Here is an 18,488-nt window from a genome sequence, read left to right on the forward strand (position 1 = left end):
TGTAAAATCCACTTTCACCTGCTTTCCAAAGGCCGCAGCTGGTCTTCGACATAGGCCCGGTACTTCGGTAGCTGCTTGAGCAATTCTTCATGCCGGCCAGCTGCTTGAACTTGGCCTTGATCTAAGAAGTAGATTTTATCGGCATTGGCGATCGTCGACAGACGGTGGGCGATGATGATGACAATCTTTTCTTGGGCAATCCGGTCAACGGCCTGACTGACCTTGGCTTCTGACTCGGGGTCCAGGTTAGCCGTGGCTTCATCCAGGATCAGGCAAGGGGCATCCCGCAAGTAGGCCCGGGCAAGCTGCAGGCGCTGGCTTTGCCCCAAGGACAGCTTCCAGCCGCCCTCTCCTGTCCGGGTGTCCAAGTCCAGTTCCGGCCAAAGGTTGGCAACTTGCAGGGCCTGGATCATGTCCGACCGGCTGACGGATTTTTCCAAGCCAAAGAGCAAATTGTCGGCGACTGTACCGGCAAAAATATTGTTGTCCTGGGCAACCACGCTGAAGAGGTCCCGCCAGGCAGGCAAGCTGCAGCTTTTAGCTTCCAGGTCACCCAGCAGGATCTGCCCTTGATAGCCAGCTTCTAAGCGGGTCAAAAGGTTGATCAAGGTCGTCTTGCCGGCCCCAGATGGGCCAACTAAAGCTGTTTTCGCCCCTTCTTTAAAGTCCAGGGATAAGTCCCGTAAAACCGGGCTCTGGCTGCCTGGATAGGCAAAAGTCAGGTCGCGGACCTTGAGGTCAGCGGCTTTCTTAGGCAGCTCTTGGCCGGGATCAGCTTCATCCGCCTGGGCCAGGATTTCACTGATGGCTTTAAGGGAGCCCCGGGCTTCAGCGTAGCTCATGTAAAAGTTGCCCAAATTATTGATCGGGGAAATAATGCCGAACATGTACATGATAAATGAGCTCAGCATCCCCAAAGACAGGCTGCCATTAGCCAGGCGCTGGCTGCCGTAGAGCAGGATTAGGAGAAAGCCGGCCAGGGTCAAGACCGTCTGCAGGGGTCCAGTCACGCTGAAAACCGCGTCAGTTTTCCGGGACAGGGCAAACAAGTCCTGCAGGTCGCCGCGGAATTTTTGCAAAACGCCGGCTTGGGCATTGGTCAGTTTGATCAGCTTGATATTGGCCAGGTTTTCATCCAAATCAGCAGATACCCGGCTGAGCTTGGCCTGGTTTTGGTAGGCGAAGTGCTCATTGATTTTTCCTAAAGGAAAGGCGCTGCTGGCAATCAAGGCAAAAGTCAAAATGATCACCAAAGTCATTTTAACGTCCAGGCTGAACAAGATTCCCAGGCTGGCAACAACCGTCAAAAGGCTGACCAAGGCTGAAGGCAGAACGCTAACGGTAAAGTCCTTAACCACTGAGCTGTCGTTTAGGACGTGGCTGAGCAGGGAGCCGCGACTGTTTTCTTTATAGTAGTTCCAGGGCAGGCGGAGGAGTTTTTCCTGCAAAAGCAGGCGCAGATCTCTGATCCGCTCGTCTCCGGCCAGGCTGAGCAGGTACTGGCTGCCGGCTTCCAAGAGGCTGGAAATGAGCAGGCAGAAGCCGATCTGGCCCAGGCTGTTTGTCCAGGAAAGCATTTTTCCGCGATCGATCACTTGCTTTAGCAAGAGAGGAATTTTCAAGGACAGGGCCGTGGCCAGGCAGCTCAAGAGGATCGCCAGGACTTGCCGGCGGTCAAGGGAAAACAGGCGGATTTTTCCAGCTTTAATCATTGCTGTGGAAGCAGATGAAGCTGTATCTATGCTGTCTTCTGCGGTGCCGCTTGGCGCTTTTGCCGTCACGTTCCAGGATTTTTTCCATTTCCAAAATAAAATTGAACATTGTTTTTGCTCCTCATCTAATCAACTTACAAGGCAATTGTAGGCCAAGGAGCTGGCCGTAAACGAAAGCCGTCAAATTTGCCGCTTTTCGCGTCATTTTCGTCAGAAAACGGGCAAAAGAAAAAGAGCGAAGCTCACGGATGGAGTCTCGCTCTCTAGAGTTATATTCGCTTTTAGTAGTTGGTTACGGTTGCCTGGCCAACGCCGATGATCTTGAATTGGGCAGCTTGGCTGCTCTTCTTGCCAGCAACTGAGGCAACGACCTTGAAGTTCCCCTTCTTGCCCTTCAGTGACTTGGCTGAGAAGAAGACCTTTTGCTTGTCCTTGGTCAGCTTAGCCTTCTTGACCAGCTTGTTCTTGTAGTAGAAGTTCAAAGTAGTCTTCTTTTTGGCATCGGTCGTGAAGGTCAGCCCCTTCTTGGTCCGGTCAGCCTTGAGCAGGGTTGGCTTAGCGGCAGCGTAGCTGTCCTTGGCCAAAACGTAGGCCTTGGTTACGGCAGCCCCCTTGGCGTTCAAGCCAGTAAGAGTGAAGTCCTTGTAGCCGGTGAACTTGACGGTCGTCTTGAATTGGCCCTTCTTGCTTACCTTGACTGGCTTGAGTGCCTTGGCATTGTAGCTGACAGCCACCTTGCTTGCGCCCTTTGCCTTACCAGTGATCGTCAATGACTTGGTCTTGGCGCTATAGCTGGTCTTAACAGCAGTTACGGCTGGCGTGGTTGCCGCGTTTACATGACTGCCTTGGCCCAGGGTAAATGCCGGCAAAGCCAAGGCTACAACAGCAGCAGAAGTCAACAGTTTTCTCGTTTTCATGATTCCTCCTAAAAATCTGCTAACAGTTATTTTCTTTTTTGATTATAGCACTATAAGAAGTAAGCGGTTGAAATCTTTACTTATCCGAGAAAAAGTTTATTTTGTCAGCGTTTACCATTACGATGCAATCAAAAATATCGCCCTCTACTTAATATAAAAAGCAGCCCAGAACTAACGCAAGCGCTTCCCGAAAACGATATAATATTGGTAGAACAGTGTGTGTAATTTCGGAGGTTTTATCATGAAAAAGAAAGCTATGGTTATCGCCTCTGCCTTCTTAGGCCTGCTGACCCTGGCTGCCTCCCCGCAGCCGGCAAGCGCGGCCAAGAAGAAAGGCACCATCAAGGTTACCAGCATGACTACAGTTAGGGACAAGAAGGGCAACAGTCTGGAAAAATACCGCGGAAAGAGCGCCAGCCTGCTTTTTGACGAGAAAGCCAAAACCGTCAACTACTACGGCATTCACTATGTCAAAGAAACTCACAAGAGAGTAAGAGCTTACTACTACATTGGCCATGGCGGCTATGTCCCGGCAGACTCTGTCATTTTGATCAACGGCAAGCCGGCAATTGCTTTAAACAGCAACAGCTACGTCTACAATTCAAAGCTGAAGCGGACCGGCAAGAAGTACAAGGTCTACCAGCCTTTGATCTACGCTGGAAAAGTTAAGTACAGCAGTAAAGAAGGCAAGAAGGACAAGTGGTCCTACTATAGCGGCAATACAAAGAAGCCATATGCAATACCTAAGGTTTATAAGAAAAAGTACCTTAAAATCGGGAAAAACCGCTATATCAAAGCCGTTAACGTTTTCTCTATAAAAAGAGAAAAGTTGACCGTCAAGGGACCTATCACAGCTACGGTTAAAAAGAACATGTACTCCTTTGACTCCCGCTTATATGAAACCAACCATCTCTACAAGAAAGGGCAAAAGGTTAAGCTGGACAAGTGTATTAGTGCCGGCAGTGCCGATAATACCCTTTTCTACTATCGCGTTGCCAAGACCCATGAATACCTTCTTTGGGGTGATACGGATTATTGGGCTGAAACATACGAAGATAGTACCTTCTTCGATGACAGCAACCTAAAAATCAAGCAGCACATGGATGCTGGCGACTTTTTGCCAGGCAAGACCGAATATGCTGTAGCCAAAGACAGAAAAGCTAAGAAACTGCAAACATACGATATGACCGGGACCGCCATCAAAGGCAAGAAGATTTTAAACTTATTTGTTCACGTGGATGGGCAAGCTTACCTGCTCAACCCGCAGACTAAGAAGATTGAGCTCTTCTACCACCTGCAAGACCAGCACCTGATCGGCGAGTTCTTCTGGTTTGAAACTCAAGCAGATGACGAAGATTTCAAGGCAACTGATCAATACAATGGCTTCTTAAAGGCCAGCGAATTTAAGAAAGCAAAGCTGCCGACCATCATTTCCAAGAAGGCGGCCAAGACAAGCGACCAGCCGGCCAGCGCAAGCCAGCTGGCAGCCTTGAAGAAGGAAATCGCCAAGGCTGAAGCCGTCCAGAAGAAGACGGTCTACAAGCTGTCATCTTCCTACCGCCGTGACTACCTGGACTACGCGCTCAGCAACGCGCAAAAGGCTCTTTCCGGCAATAAGGGTGAGGTAACTTTTGCCAAATGGCTCTTGGCCAACTCTGAGACTTACCTCAACGGGAAAAAGGCCCCAGTCACCAACATTAACAAGCTCAACAAGGCTGAGTACGAACGCGTGTGGAGAATCGTCTCGGATGCAACGCCAAATGGCTACATCCCGGCCGTTTACTACAAGCGGGCAGATGGCACTTGGCACAGAAGATACAGTTACACTTGGAACAACAAAACCTGCAAATTCGTTTATGTCAACAAGACGACCAAAGAAAAGAAATTCTTGAAGATCAGCGACTTCGCGAAGAACAGCAAATAATAGTTTACAGATGAAAAGCAGTCAACTTTTTGAAAGCTGACTGCTTTTTTACTCGCTCATTTTTTAGTTACAGCACTGCCCGACGGCAAGCCAACTTATACATCCCCATACAGTAGGCAGCTAACACTATCGTCATCAGAGCTGTCAGCCACAACAAAGGACGGTCCCCCAGCTCTGGCAAGAAATCAGTAGGTGATATGCTTGGCATATCATCAATCGGCAAAACAGTATCCAATTCCATTAAGATCAGCTCTAAAACCAAGGCTGTACTCAATGACGCAAAACGATTTCTGATCCAAACCGAGTTGACCAAGACAAATACCGAAAACAAACCACCCCAGACGGAAGCTAGCAATATATTAAGACATGCGTGAACCAATGGATGACTATAGTACAGAGAAACCAGCATAGTGTTGAAGTTGACAACCTCAATATTGCTATTAAGCAAATTGTCCGGCTTAAAATTAGGAAGAATCAACAGATACCCCAGCAGGTTAAAAAGCATAGGAATCATGATGGTCACAAAACCAGTCACAAATGCCATAGCCGCATATTGCATAATCAAACGAGCTACAGGAACCTGCAGTTTAAACTTGTTGAATAGACCACTGTCCAAGTCCTCTTTTAACATGTTTCCTGCCGGAATACTGGCTAAGAAGGGCAAGAGGATAAAGAAAATTGTCGTTGCGGATGAGTCAGTATTAATTGATAACCAGCGAGTGTAAGGCGAGTCGATATTCGCCATGCCAGTGTAGCAGTTGACGATTATCTGCCCCAAACTTACTGCCATTCCAACAGCAATCGCCGCGACAAACCAGTGCTTATTTAATCTTGACCATAATAAACTCATTCTGTCTTCCCTCATTCCAAAAGCAGTGAATACTTCTTATACCCATTGCCGTCCCCGACCAAAAAGCTGAATCTGGCTGGGAAGTTTTCTGTATCGTACCAGTCTCTCAGATTGGTAAATGTCAGTGTCAATGGCTGAGGTATCTTGTTTGTTAAATTCCAAATAGATATTTTATGCCCTCTCCCATCAATCGCTATGTTATTTGATGGATTGCTGAGGCTGTATGGCATATTGAAATACATGTTGTTAACCGCGGCGATTATTCCATGCTTGCCATCCGCGTAATAGCCACGGTCCTTCAGATCAACCTTTACAGTCAAATAGACGTTATCTTTCCCTTTGACCATCTTGGCGGATAGAATCTTAAAGTCAATTCCTGGAGCATGAACCTCCTGCCCTTTCTTAACCAAAATTTCCTTGTCTACCCCGCGGCAAACAGGATTAGCGTTTACTTGCCAATAGCGCAGGCCTGCCAGTACGCACAAGACGATGGCTGCCGCCAGCCATACTTTACGCTTCATGAACCACACCTTCTTCAACTTTAAAGCGCTTGGTTGCCACTTGCTCAACAAAATCCCGGTCATGTGAGGCGATGACAAAAGTGCATCCCTTGCTTTGCCGCAACTTGATCAAATCCACCAACTTATCAATACTGTCGCTGTCCAAAGCGTTGGTCGGTTCATCTAAGACAATCAGCGGATATGTGCCCAAGAAGGCTTCGGCAATGCCCAGCTTTTGCTTCATCCCTAAAGAAAACTTCTTGACCTTTTCATTAGGAAAGCGGCTTAAGTCAAAGTATTTCAGCAGTTCTGCAATTTCAGTTGCAGAAATATGCTCATCTAGCTTGGCTAAAAGCTCCATATTCTGCGTTGCCGTGAAGTCTGTAATCAAGCTGGGATTTTCAATCAGAATCCCGGCCTTGACCGGATAAGCATCTTGCGGCTTGACTTGCTTGCCAGCTAACAAGACTTCTCCATCAACCTTCATCAAGCCCAAAATCGTCTTTAAAATCAAGGTCTTCCCCGATCCGTTGATCCCTTCAAAAACTGCGATCTGGCCAGCTTCAATCTCGCAGTTGACTTGACTGAGCAGCTGCCGGCCTGAGATGACCTTGTTTACATTCTTTAACTCAATAAACATTCTTCCTCCTTTAGCCCCAGCCATGCTTGCTGTCAACTAACACGTACAGCAAAGCTCAAATTGGGGTCCACACAAACATGATTATAGTTTCAAGTTGTGGTTTACCAATCCTTTCTAAAGATCTCTAACCGTACGATAAATACTAAGATCAAAATCAAGACCAGTAACATTGGGAACATAACTAATAGCAAAAAATATGTATTTGGAATCAGGAAATCATAGAATAAAGATAGATGGCGATTAACGTTTAAACCAAAAGAAATACCATTCAAAATAAAGCCAGATAAAAACGCCCAAGTTTGATTACTTACCAGCAAGAAAAAGCTAGTAATCAGTAGCGTCGCCAAGCAAGACAAGGCCAGATACAAATAGCGAATCAGTATTTCACCTGCTATTGCTTCTAAAGTTGGCCCCCAGCCATTGAGACACATGCCCATTAGACAGCCGACTCCCCATGGCACAAGAGTCACGAGCAAAGCCATCGCCAAATGGTACTCTAGCTGCTTCCAAATTATCCGCCTGCTCCCAGTAACATAAATATCCTGCAACCGAATTCGAAAAGCGCACAGTAAAAGCAACATCTGAGCAGGGACTAGCAAGCTGAAAACAAGAAAGCGTGAGAATATAGTCAATTCCAGCCACTGACTTTGTGGAGCATTTCTCGCTCCAATCGCATTGCTGCATCCCCCAAATAAAATTAAAATGGCTGCTAGGAAATACCACTTACGTATAGCATTGTCCTGCAGCCATTGTTGCCTAATAATATACATATATACGGCTCCTCCCTTATATTTTTCTTCCCCTTTAATCGCTTTCAGTATAGTTCCACATATAATCCCTGTCAACATAAATTTCAACAAAGAATTCAAGCAAAAGTCATTGACACATGCTCTAGCATCATGGTAGACGCGGCTTTAAGGCTGTTTTTATTCAGTCATATATTTATCTTACTTTTTTGAAAAAAAGAACAATCATTTTAAAAAAGATAATTTTCTTTCCGCCAGCATTTTTTCATCAATGATTGCTTTGCTCGCTTATTTTTCCTTTAAGCCCGATATTTTGCCAGAATCAAGCGTAGCCACTTTGGTCAAGCTGCCCCTGTACTGATAAAGGCTGCCCTCATCTGAAAGACCGGCATTGTATTTTAGAAAGGCATAGTAGTCATCGCCAAGCTTAAACAGGCTCAGCATCGCGATAGCGTGCTTGCTTCTCTTGGCGATCAGCTTAGTTAGCTTGACCCAGTTTTCATCAGAAGAGACCTGTTTGTTGTTCCTCAGCGCTTTCTCGTTTACCGTTAAGTAAATATTGTTTTTCTTGTCCGTATGCTCCACAAAAACTTGTGGATCTACTTCAATCGGCTTAACAAACTGCTTGTTTTGGCTGGAACTGCTTTTTTCGACCTTCCCGTTGTCATAGATGGTCGCGAAGCTAGTTCCAGAGCCATCGTCAGCCGTTATTCTAGCTTCCAAAATCGCGCTAGCGCTGTTGTCGACGTGCTTTAACAGCAACAATGTCCCAAGCAGCAGAACGACAATTAAGCCAGAAATAGCCAGTAGCCATTTGTGAGATCGAATAAACTCCATAACATGCTCCCCCTATATCTTTTTAACCGCTTTCAGTATATTTCTGACAGATTTATTTGTCAACTATATATTTAACAGCTATTTTATGAAAAGAACAGTATAAAATAGCCATGGCCAGTTTTTTATTCTAATTATGTAATAGCTTTCCTTAATCCATATCCCCAGCATCTTGCTTCACTAGCTATGCAAACAAAAAGAGTGAAACTTTCCAACGAAGTTTCACTCTTTTTCATCAATACCGTTTGTTATTTTTCCTCATACCATTCGGTATGGTAAACGCCCTCGCGGTCGTTTCTGTAGTAAGTGTGCGCACCGAAGTAGTCTCTTTGCGCCTGAATCATGTTGGCCGGCAGGCTTGGGTTGAAGATTGATTCCAGGTAGTTCAGAGCCGCGCTGAAGCTTGGAGTCGGCACGCCAGCTTCCGCTGCCAGCTTAACGACTGCTCTTAAGGCTGGCAGGTTCTTTTCCATCACGCCCGCAAAGTATGGGTCTTGGAAAAGGTTGTCCAGTTGCTTGCCATCAGCGTAAGCATCTTCAATATGATACAAGGTCTTGGCGTGGATGATGCATCCCGCTTCCCAGTTCTGCGCGATTGCCGGGTAGTTCAATTCCCAGTCGTAAGCCTTAGCGGCCATGGTCAATTGCTGGAAGCCTTGAGCGTAAGCCACGATCTGTGCCAGGTACATTGCCTTGCCCAAGTTGTCGATCAAGTCGCTGGCAACTTCGCCCTTGTAAACGACTTCCTTGCCTTCACGGGTCGTTGCCTTGGACATAAACCGGGCCAAAACGGCTTCAGCTACCACCGTAATTGGAGCGCCCAGCTTGATGGCATCTTCCAGCATCCAGTTGCCAGTCCCCTTGTAGGAAGCAACGTTCAAGATGTGGTCGATCACGTCGTCGTCAGTCAAGTCATCCTTTTGCCGCAAAACTTGTGAAGCAATTTCAATCAAGTAGGCGTTCAAGTCCCCCTTGTTCCATTCGGCAAAAATATCTGCCATTTCCTTGTTGGACTTGTGGGCTACCTTGCGCATGATGTCGTAGACTTCAGAGATTTCCTGCATGATCGCGTATTCCATCCCGTTGTGGACCATCTTGACGTAGTGGCCCGCCCCTTCTGGCCCAATGTAGGACACGCAGGCACGGCCGTCTTCAGTCTTGGCGGCCATCGCGGTTAGGATTGGCGCAGCTTCTTCATAAGCTTCCTTGTCCCCGCCTGGCATCAAGGCCGGGCCGTTCAAGGCACCTTCTTCACCGCCGGACACGCCCATGCCGATAAAGTGCAGGCCGTGCTTCTTTAATTCGTGGTAGCGGCGGTTGGTGTCGTGGAAGTTGGAGTTCCCGCCGTCAATAATGATGTCGCCCTTGTCCAAAAGCGGGATCAGCTTCTGAATGGTTTGGTCAACCGGGTCACCAGCCATGATCTGCACCAGAATCTTGCGGGGCTTTTCCAAAGAATCAACGAATTCTTCCCAAGTGTAGCAAGGCTTCAGCTTGTCGTCCTCGTACTTGGCCAAAGCATCGACTTCCGGCTTGTCGATGGAGAAGCCGGAGACTGAAAAGCCATGATTTCTAACATTGAGGGCTAAGTTCTTGCCCATGACCGATAAACCGATCACACCAAATTGTTGCATTTATTTACCTCCTAGTATGTCTGCCTCTTTTATTATACTTGCAAGCAAGAAAAAAGCGAAACCAAAAGGTTTCGCTTTCTTCTTTATTTATATTTCTCTTAGTGAGAAGCACCTGAAGTAGTGTCTGGTGCGTTTTCAGGAACTGAAGCACTTGAAGTTGCTTGAACTTGCAAAGCGTCAGCCTTGTCTTCTGAGTGGCCGGAAGCACCTGAAGCCGCGTCGATTTCCAAACCAAACTTTTCAGCAAAGTATGAGAATGGGTGCAGAGCTTCTGCGTGGTAGTACTTCACGAATTCTGGGTCGTCCAGAGTGTTAAGTTCAGTTGAGTAAGCCATGTGCTTAGTGTACTTAACGTCGATGAAGGCTGGGCCGTCCATCTTCTTCCATTCTTCTACAGCTGCTTGGAATTCAGCCTTGTCGTGAACAGTGAAGGCCTTCATGTTCATACCTTCAGCAACCTTTGCCCAGTCGTTGTCTGGCAGGATAACACCTGACAGAGGTTGGTTTGATTCGTCACGTTGTTCTGCTTCGATGTAGCCCAAAGTTTCGTTAGTGAAGACAACAGTCAATACGTGCATGTTGTAGCGAGCCAAAGTCAGCAGTTCTTCACTCATCATAGCGAAGCCACCGTCACCGGCCAAGTGCCATACTTCACGGTCTGGGTAAGCAGTTGCGGCTGCAACAGCAGCTGGAGCGCCGTAGCCCATAGTTGCGTGCAAACCGGAAGTAGTCCAGCGTTGCTTGCCGTTCATGTTCAACAGACGTACGTGGTCCATGTTGACGTTACCAACGTCAATAGCGAAGACAGCGTTGTCTGCGGCTTCCTTGTTGATGACGTCCCAGATTGGTTCTTGGCGTACGCGGCCTTCGTCCTTCAAGTGGTCGTCAGCAAATGAAGCAGTCCATGCGTCCCATTCTTCACGGTCAGCCAAAGCAGCCTTGTAAAGTGGTGATTCTTCACGGGCTTCACCAGCGTCGATCAAAGCACGCAAGCTCTTCTTGGCGTCTGCCAGGATTGATACGTCAACTGAGTGACGCTTGCCTTGCTTTTCTGGGTCAACGTCGATTTGGATAACCTTGGCGTTCTTAGGGAACCACAATACTGAGAATGGTGAGTTGTTACCAACCCAAACAACCAGGTCAGTGTGGCCTTGAACTTCGTTAGGAGCCTTAGCGCCGATACGGCCGATCGTGCCAAGGTATGGCTTGAAGCTGTCTTCAACGATACCCTTGCCCAGGTATGAGGACATCATTGGCATCTTGAACTTGTCAGAGAATTCCTTCAATTCGTCAGCAGCGCCTGAAGCACCCAAACCGAAGTAAACAACTGGGTTCTTAGCTTCCTTGATCAACTTAGTTGCGGCTTCAATTGATTCAGCAGTTGGAGCAGCGTAGTTGTCAGCAACGTGGTTGCTTGCGGAAACGCGGTAGTTGTCTTCGATTTCTTGCCAACCGAAGTCCTTAGGAATTACCAAAACAGCTGGACCCTTCTTTGCGTATGCTTGACGGATAGCAGTGTCCATCAAAACTGGCAAAGCTTCCTTGGTCTTGGCTTGGTGTACCCAAACGGCAACGTCACGGAACCATGGCATTTCGTCAAAGGCTTGGAAGAAGTTGATGTCTTGACGAGGAGTTGGAACGTTGGCTACCAGGGCAACCATTGGGGTCTTGTCGTACTTAGCGTCGTACAAGCCGTTCATCAAGTGGATGGCACCAGGGCCGGCTGAACCCATGCAGACACCAAGCTTGCCAGTAAGCTTGTATTCTGCTGAGGCAGCCAAGGCACCGGCTTCTTCGTGACGAACTTCGATGAACTTGATCTTGTCTTGCATTTCGTAGATCGCGTTCATGGTTGAGTCAAAAGAACCACCTGGGAAACCGTAAAGGTGGTCAATGCCCCACTTGTACATAACATCTAAAACGGCGTTTGCGCCCTTAATTTTTGCCATAAGTGAATCTCCTTAAAAATTATTACTTACAGCCCTTTATTAAACCACATTTTTTCACTTTTGCAAGTGCTATCAAAACCTACTATAGCAAGGATTAGCCGCTTTTTAAGCTAGTTAATTCACAAACTTGCTTTTTCCGGATAAAAAGTTTGTGCTATCTTCCCTTTCTTTTTTGTGAAAAAGTAGCTAACTTACGGAGAATATTTTTAGGTAAAGTTTTTATTAATTTTTAAAAAAGTATAAAGGCAGTCGATTATTTCAAGTAAAAAAGCGGTCAAGCCCCTAGGGACTTGACCGCTTGACTACATGAACGTGATAAAATAATTCATTCCGCAAAAAGCAATAATAATGATCACTGCTCCGGCGATGCCGATGTTCCGCGCTGTCCGCCGGTAACCAGCTCTAGCAGCGATGGTCATGATTACGGCTGCAGCGACAATGAAGTTAACAATTATTGTAAAGAACTTAAACTTCCCACTTTTGCAAGTGGGAAGTTTAAGTAACAATGTATTTTTTAGAAGTAGGCGTCATGGAGGATAATCCTCCGTAGCTAATTAATAGATATACTACAGAGATCATACCAGAATTTAGCAACATTTTAAAAATATCAGTATGACGCTACACTAGTTTATAACCTGACTGCCCACTCCTGTATTCCAGTATTTATATAATGATATTGACACGTTCCTGCTCGCGTATTATTATACATATTATAAATAAGTTGTGTTATGAGGTAAAACTATGAAACTAAAAAATATCCTGATTTCTTGTCTAATTGTTCTCGTTCTTGCAACTGCTACTTCTGAAAGTATAACTAGTACTACAGAAATAGCCTTAGCTAAGAGTGAAAAAATTGAGCAGTACAGTTTTTCGAAAAAAGAGGAAAATGTATGCTAAATAAAATGGGTATGGGTGAACTTAAAAATCTAGCAAAAGTAATATTTAAACCTTTAACAGTTAAGTATTTAAAATCACACGCCTGGAAAAAGGCCTCTTCTATAATGGTACGCACAATAACTAAATATGCATCTAAGAAAGTAGCAAGCTTTGCCGTTAAGCGTCTTGCAAAACTTGCTATGCCTGGAATTGGTTGGGGATCTGTAGCTCTTTGGGGCGCCGAATGTGGTTGGGATGAATTTCATTAAAAAGTTAGTCAGTTGGCTTGGTGGATTAGTCTTGATCATTATATTTGGTCTAGTCTTAATCACCCTCTACAATGCCTATTACTGCTTCGGTCCCATGATTTTTGGTGAGCACCTCGCTAGTGCCAGCAGCCAATTCTGGTTTGCAGAGTTGCTGCTTGGCGGTGGCTACACCGTAGTCGTTTTGCTTATCGCTATCGGAACTAAGCTCACTAGAAAGAACAAAAACAATTGAGAATTACTCTCATTTTTTATCCACTCAAAAAAGCCATATGCATCCCCCCACAGCAAAAAAAGGCGAACCCCACCGGGTTCGCCTTTTAACTTACTTCTGAACCTTGGCGTATTTTCCGTTTTGCACGTAGACGCTCAAGATGGCCAAATCGGCCGGGTTGACCCCGGAGATTCTTTCCGCCTGGGCCAGGGTTTCCGGCCGGATCTTGGCGAACTTCTCCCGGGCTTCCGTAGCCAGGCCCTCGATCTGGTCATAGTCGATGTCCTTCGGGATCTTCTTGGCTTCCTGCCGGCGCAGGCGGGCCACTTGAATCTCCTGCTTCTTGATGTAGCCGGCATACTTGATGTCGATTTCCACCTGTTCCTTGACATAGCGGTCCCCGGCCAGTTTCTGCCCGGTCAGGCGCTCAACGTCTTCAACCGTCACCTTTGGCCGTCTGAGGAAGACATCTGCCTTGACCCCGCCGTTTAAGCCAGTTTCGCCTAAACCAGCCAGGTATTCGTTGACGGCAATGGTCGGGTGGACGGTGATCTCGCCCAGCCGGTCCAGGTCTTCCTGGATCAGTTCCTTCTTGGCCAAAAATTCAGCATAGCGATCATCGTCAATCAAGCCCAGGTCATGCCCCTTTTCCGTCAAGCGGAGGTCGGCATTGTCGTGACGGAGGAGCAGGCGGTATTCAGCCCGGCTGGTCAAGAGCCGGTAAGGTTCTTCCGTCCCCTTGGTTACCAGGTCATCGATCAAAACCCCGATGTAGGCTTCATCGCGCCCCAGGGTAAAGGCTGGCTTGCCTTCCGCGCTCAAGGCCGCGTTAATCCCGGCAATCAAGCCCTGGCCAGCGGCTTCTTCATAGCCGGAAGTCCCGTTCATCTGCCCGGCCGTATACAGGTGCTTGATCCGCTTGGTTTCTAAAGTGTGGGTCAACTGCCATGGGTCGACCACGTCGTATTCAATGGCGTAGCCCGGCCGCATCATTTCAACCTTTTCCAGGCCGGCGACCGTGTGCAGCATTTCCAGCTGGATTTCTTCCGGCATGGAGGTTGAAAAGTCCCCGACATAGATTTCTTCCGTCTTCCGCCCTTCCGGTTCCAGGAAGATCTGGTGCCGGTCCTTGTCAGCGAAACGGACGACCTTGGTTTCAATTGACGGGCAGTAGCGCGGCCCTACCCCGACGATGTCACCGGAGAACATCGGTGACCGGTCCAGGTTTTCATTGATGATTTCATGGGTCTTCGGGTTGGTGTAGGTCATCCAGCAGGAAGTCTGGTCAGTCAGGTAGTCTTCATCCTTGCTGGTAAAGGAGAAGTGGCGGGGTTCCTTGTCACCCGGCTCTTCTTCGGTCTTGGAGTAGTCGATGGTGTGCTTGTTGACCCGCGGCGGCGTCCCGGTCTTAAAGCGGCGCAGCTTGAAGCCCAGTCTCTCCAGGCTTTCTGACAGCTTGATGGCTGGAATCGTGTTGTTGGGGCCGGATGAGTAGTTCAGTTCCCCGATAAAAATCCGCCCTCTGGCCGCGGTCCCTGTCGTCAAGACCACGCTCTTGGCCCGGTAGCGGGCCCCGGTGTTGGTCACCACGCCCCGGCATTCCCCGTCTTCAACGATCAAGTCGTCAACGACCGCCTGGCGCAGGGTCAAATTAGGGGTGTTTTCGATGGTCCGCTTCATCTCTTCGTGGTAGTCCCACTTGTCAGCTTGGGCTCTTAATGCCCGGACAGCCGGCCCCTTGCCCGTGTTCAGCATCCGCATCTGGATGTAGGTCTTGTCGATGTTTTTGCCCATCTCCCCGCCTAAAGCGTCGATTTCTCTGACCACGGTCCCCTTGGCCGGGCCGCCGACTGACGGGTTGCAGGGCATAAAGGCCACCATGTCCAGGCCGATGGTCAAAAGCAGGGTCTTCTCCCCCATCCGGGCACTGGCCAGGGCTGCTTCGCAGCCCGCGTGGCCGGCGCCGACCACGATTACGTCATATTCGTTTGAAACATAAGTCTTCATCTTTTTCGTCTTCCTTGCCTTCCTCGCTATTTCCCTAAGCAGAACTGACTGAAGAGGTCATTGATCAATTCATCTGGCGCGCTATCTCCGGTGATTTCGCCCAGGCTTTCCCAGGCTCCGGTAAAGTCGATCTGGACCAGGTCGACCGGCATCCCGTCTTCAATCCCGCTGGCCACGTCGGCCAATTGCTGCTTGGCCTTGGCCAAAAGGCCCGCCTGCCGCTGGTTGGTCACCAGAACCTGGTCGTTGGAGTTTTCGATCCCCTTGAAGAACAGCTTCTTGATCAAGGCTTCCAATTCGTCCAGGTTTTCCTTCATCATGATCGAGGTGCTGATCACTTCACTGCCGCTTTCTTCAGCGATCTCAGACGCGGCCAGCTTCTGACCCAGGTCCGTTTTATTCAGCACGATGATCCGCTTTTTGCCATTTGTCAGATCCAAAAGCTGCCGGTCTTCTTCCGTTAATTCCTGGCTGCCGTCCAGCAAAAGCAGGATCAGGTCCGCCTGGGCAATGGCCTTCTTCGACCGCTCAACCCCGATTTTTTCCACCTGGTCCTCGGTATGGTGAATCCCGGCCGTGTCGATCAACTCCAGCGGCACCCCCTTGACGGACACGAACTCTTCCAGGGTGTCCCGGGTGGTTCCGGCCACATCCGTCACGATCGCCTTGTCGCTTTGGGTCAAGTAGTTCAAAAGAGAGGACTTGCCCACGTTAGGCCGGCCGACAATCGCCGTCTTCAAGCCGTTTCTGAGAATCTGCCCCTCCTGGGCCGTTTCCAAGAGGCGATCAATCTTGCCGCTAACATCTTCCGCGCAAGCCAGCATCTTTTGCGCCGTCACTTCTTCTTCATCGTATTCCGGGTAGTCGATATTGACCTCGACATTGGCCAAAACGTCCAGGATTTCCTGGCGCAGGGCCCGGATTTCCGTCAAGAGGCCGCCGGAGAGCTGCTTGACCGCCACCTGCCGGGCCTTGTCAGTCTTGGCCCGGATGATGTCCATCACGCTTTCAGCCTGGGTCAGGTCGATCCGGCCATTGACGAAGGCCCGCTTGGTAAATTCGCCCGGGTCAGCCATTCTGGCCCCATTGGCCAAGAGCAGCTGCAGGATGTCGTTAGTGACCACGATCCCCCCGTGGCAGTTGATTTCCACGATGTCTTCCTTGGTAAAAGTCTTCGGCGCCAGCATGACGGAGGCCATGACCTCGTCAATCACCTGCCCAGTCGCCGGATCCACGATGTGGCCGTAGTTGATCGTGTGGCTGGGAACTTTTTCCAAGTCCTTGCCCTTAAACAAGCGGTTGACAATGGCGACCGCATCTTCCCCGGAGACGCGGACGATGGAGATCCCGCCTTCTCCCAGCGGCGTTGAGATCGCCGCGATCGTATCAAATTCAGTTAAACGTTGAACCATCTCGTTACCTCGTTTTTTTCCAATAAAAAAAGCGCAATTTCCACCATGAAAAATGATGGATAAAGCACTTTCACTACTTTATCTAAAAAACTTTAGATGAATATTCAATTATTTCCGCTTGATCCGCTTGTAAGCCCGCCGCATCTTGCGCTGGCGCTCGCGTTCAGCTTCTTCCTTGGCTTCCTGTTCCCTGCGGTACTTGAATGGGTTCTGCAGGACCAGGGTCTGGCCAACCTGGAAGAGGTTGGAGATCACCCAGTAAAGGGAGATCGCGGACTGGAAGACGATGGCCCCGATCCCGACCATGATCGCCATGGCATAGCTCATGACCTTGGTCATCGTGGTCTGGGAAGACTTAGGCACCGACAGAGTCGCGATATATGAGGACAGGAAGGTAAATACCGCTGCCAAAACCGGCAGGATGTAGTATGGGTCTGGCTTGCCCAGGTCCATCCACAAGAATTTACCGTTCTGCAGCTCTGGCGTCCGCCAGATGGCCTGGTACAGGGCCCACATAACCGGCAGTTGGATGACCATCGGCAGGCAGCCGGCGTAAGGATTGACGCCCGCTTCCTTGTAAAGCTTCTGCGTTTCTTCATTCAGCTTGTTCCGGGTCTCCAGGTCCTTGCTGGAGTACTTCTCTTGCAGGGCCTTCAGTTCCGGCTGGATCTCCTGCATCTTTCTGGTGCTGTTGATCTGCACCGCGTTCAAAGGCAGGAGGATCACCCGGATGATAACCGTAAAGATGATGATGGCCCAGCCGTAGCTGCCCCCGCAGACTTTGGCAATCCAAAGCACGAACTGGGAGAGGTAGTAAACTACCCAGGCATCCCACCAGTTGCTGGAATTATGGGAGATCGGCGTTGGCTTCTTGGTGGTCTGCGAAGCGCAGCCGCTCAGAACAAGGGCAAAAACCGTCACCAGTGCCAGAGCGGCCAGAAGGCGCTTGGTACTCTTCTTCGATAAAATGTCCTTCACTATTTTTCCTCTTTATTTGGCTCTTCTTCAATGACGTGGGCCAGGTTCAGCGCGTGAAGCAGGTTTTCCCGCGTCTTTTCCCAATCAAAATCGCGAGCGTAGGGTCTGGCAATCACCAAGAAGTCCAGGTCCGGCTTAATCCGATCCCGGTTCTCGGTCAGCACCGCCCTGATGTAGCGCTTGAGACGGTTGCGCACGACGGCCGTGTGACCGACCTTCTTGCCGACAGAGATGCCGACGCGAAAATGCTTATTCTGCTTTCTAGGCAGGACATAGATCACAAAAGCCCGGTTGGCAACTGATTCGCCATTTTCAAAGACGGTCTGAAAATCCTGTTCAGATTTAACTCGATATGACTTTCTCAAAGCTCTTTACACTCTTGCAAATTAAAAAAACCACTGGGATTCAGTGGCTTAAGCAGATAATACTTTTCTACCCTTTGCACGGCGTCTAGCCAATACCTTACGGCCGTTGCTTGTAGCCATACGCTTCATGAAGCCGTGAACGCGTGAACGGTGACGCTTCTTAGGTTGGTAAGTTCTCTTAGTTGACATATATTTGCACCTCCATTTTTTAGTGCTACGTGCACAATTTCTTATCTAGAATAGCACGGAAATCAAAAAAAACCAAGCTTTTTCTTGCAAACTTGCCCGATTTTTTCCTTAGACTGCCTGAAGCTAATCCCCCGCCTGTGGACAGAAAGCAGACCGCGAAAAAATTTTTTCCCGGCAATCAACAGGCTTTTTTGCAGACTTATCCACAGTCCACACCCTGTCAAAAACTTTTTCAACACCCTGTGGATATGTCCGGTCAAAACCAGGCTCTCCTTTTGCCGTTCTAAGAAAAGTTGTCCACAAGACTTATCCACTTTTGGCCGATTTTGATAAAATTATCGGCAGAGTTCACAGTCATCTTTTTATTTCTTGTCCACAACCTGTGGATTCTGGATTTCTTTCTTCCACCTGTGGAAAACCTGGTCAGTAAATGCTAAAATAATTTTGCTAAAAAATTTTTTGGAGGGAATGTTTT

17 protein-coding genes are annotated in these 18,488 nt (G+C 48.5%); 3 read left to right on the top strand and 14 right to left on the bottom strand.

Going from position 1 to position 18,488, the window contains the following annotated elements; genetic code table 11:
• Positions 1-14: 14 nt before the first annotated feature.
• Both ACYVUT_RS10950 and ACYVUT_RS10955 read right to left on the bottom strand, forming a co-directional pair.
• Positions 15-1,712 (bottom strand): ABC transporter ATP-binding protein, encoded by a 1,698-nt coding sequence (locus ACYVUT_RS10950; protein WP_439774831.1) that lies wholly within the window; start codon positions 1,710-1,712, stop codon positions 15-17.
• A gap of 281 nt (positions 1,713-1,993) precedes the next feature.
• Positions 1,994-2,629 (bottom strand): zinc metalloproteinase, encoded by a 636-nt coding sequence (locus tag ACYVUT_RS10955; protein ID WP_484500873.1) that lies wholly within the window; start codon positions 2,627-2,629, stop codon positions 1,994-1,996.
• A 241-nt stretch (positions 2,630-2,870) separates the two neighbouring features.
• Between ACYVUT_RS10955 and ACYVUT_RS10960 the strand changes: the two genes are divergently transcribed.
• On the top strand, positions 2,871-4,553 hold the full coding sequence (locus ACYVUT_RS10960; protein WP_484502034.1) for a hypothetical protein: 1,683 nt from the start codon (positions 2,871-2,873) through the stop codon (positions 4,551-4,553).
• Positions 4,554-4,620: 67 nt separating this feature from the next.
• Here ACYVUT_RS10960 and ACYVUT_RS10965 read toward each other — a convergent pair whose 3' ends face one another.
• From ACYVUT_RS10965 to spxB, 7 genes are all read right to left on the bottom strand, one after another.
• Complete coding sequence (locus tag ACYVUT_RS10965; protein ID WP_484502035.1) at positions 4,621-5,403, bottom strand: hypothetical protein; 783 nt, start codon at positions 5,401-5,403, stop codon at positions 4,621-4,623.
• A gap of 11 nt (positions 5,404-5,414) precedes the next feature.
• Complete coding sequence (locus ACYVUT_RS10970) at positions 5,415-5,924, bottom strand: hypothetical protein (RefSeq protein WP_484502036.1); 510 nt, start codon at positions 5,922-5,924, stop codon at positions 5,415-5,417.
• Complete coding sequence (locus tag ACYVUT_RS10975) at positions 5,914-6,543, bottom strand: ATP-binding cassette domain-containing protein (protein ID WP_484502037.1); 630 nt, start codon at positions 6,541-6,543, stop codon at positions 5,914-5,916. The genes ACYVUT_RS10970 and ACYVUT_RS10975 overlap by 11 nt, the downstream gene beginning before the upstream one ends.
• Before the next feature lie 101 nt (positions 6,544-6,644).
• Positions 6,645-7,313 (bottom strand): beta-carotene 15,15'-monooxygenase, encoded by a 669-nt coding sequence (locus ACYVUT_RS10980; RefSeq protein WP_484502038.1) that lies wholly within the window; start codon positions 7,311-7,313, stop codon positions 6,645-6,647.
• Positions 7,314-7,577: 264 nt separating this feature from the next.
• The gene (locus ACYVUT_RS10985; protein ID WP_484502039.1) at positions 7,578-8,126 is read right to left on the bottom strand and encodes a hypothetical protein; all 549 of its coding nucleotides are present in this window, start codon (positions 8,124-8,126) and stop codon (positions 7,578-7,580) included.
• A gap of 245 nt (positions 8,127-8,371) precedes the next feature.
• The gene (gene gndA / locus ACYVUT_RS10990) at positions 8,372-9,757 is read right to left on the bottom strand and encodes an NADP-dependent phosphogluconate dehydrogenase (RefSeq protein WP_439775695.1); all 1,386 of its coding nucleotides are present in this window, start codon (positions 9,755-9,757) and stop codon (positions 8,372-8,374) included.
• A 98-nt stretch (positions 9,758-9,855) separates the two neighbouring features.
• Entirely contained in the window at positions 9,856-11,706 is a 1,851-nt protein-coding gene (gene spxB, locus ACYVUT_RS10995) for a pyruvate oxidase (RefSeq protein WP_484499356.1), read from the bottom strand.
• Between the two features lie 890 nt (positions 11,707-12,596).
• Here spxB and ACYVUT_RS11000 point away from each other — a divergent pair.
• On the top strand, positions 12,597-12,851 hold the full coding sequence (locus ACYVUT_RS11000; protein WP_439775008.1) for a hypothetical protein: 255 nt from the start codon (positions 12,597-12,599) through the stop codon (positions 12,849-12,851).
• Positions 12,838-13,083 carry a hypothetical protein gene (locus ACYVUT_RS11005; protein WP_373868171.1) on the top strand — a complete coding sequence of 82 codons (246 nt, stop codon included), beginning with the start codon at positions 12,838-12,840 and terminating at the stop codon, positions 13,081-13,083. Before ACYVUT_RS11000 ends, ACYVUT_RS11005 begins: the two co-directional genes overlap by 14 nt.
• A 90-nt stretch (positions 13,084-13,173) precedes the next feature.
• Here the strand turns inward: ACYVUT_RS11005 and mnmG are convergent, their stop codons facing one another.
• From mnmG to rpmH, 5 genes are all read right to left on the bottom strand, one after another.
• Positions 13,174-15,069: a tRNA uridine-5-carboxymethylaminomethyl(34) synthesis enzyme MnmG gene (gene mnmG, locus ACYVUT_RS11010; protein ID WP_439775009.1), complete on the bottom strand. Its 1,896-nt coding sequence runs from the start codon at positions 15,067-15,069 to the stop codon at positions 13,174-13,176.
• 26 nt (positions 15,070-15,095) lie between these two features.
• Positions 15,096-16,481, bottom strand: a complete 1,386-nt coding sequence (mnmE, locus tag ACYVUT_RS11015) for a tRNA uridine-5-carboxymethylaminomethyl(34) synthesis GTPase MnmE (RefSeq protein ID WP_439775010.1) — start codon at positions 16,479-16,481, stop codon at positions 15,096-15,098.
• A 108-nt stretch (positions 16,482-16,589) separates the two neighbouring features.
• Entirely contained in the window at positions 16,590-17,459 is an 870-nt protein-coding gene (locus ACYVUT_RS11020) for a membrane protein insertase YidC (protein WP_484502040.1), read from the bottom strand.
• On the bottom strand, positions 17,459-17,824 hold the full coding sequence (gene rnpA, locus ACYVUT_RS11025) for a ribonuclease P protein component (protein ID WP_439775012.1): 366 nt from the start codon (positions 17,822-17,824) through the stop codon (positions 17,459-17,461). The genes ACYVUT_RS11020 and rnpA overlap by 1 nt, the downstream gene beginning before the upstream one ends.
• Before the next feature lie 48 nt (positions 17,825-17,872).
• Complete coding sequence (gene rpmH, locus ACYVUT_RS11030; protein WP_008459582.1) at positions 17,873-18,013, bottom strand: 50S ribosomal protein L34; 141 nt, start codon at positions 18,011-18,013, stop codon at positions 17,873-17,875.
• Positions 18,014-18,488 lie beyond the last annotated feature (475 nt).

Source organism: Lactobacillus sp. WILCCON 0059 (genome assembly GCF_057197985.1).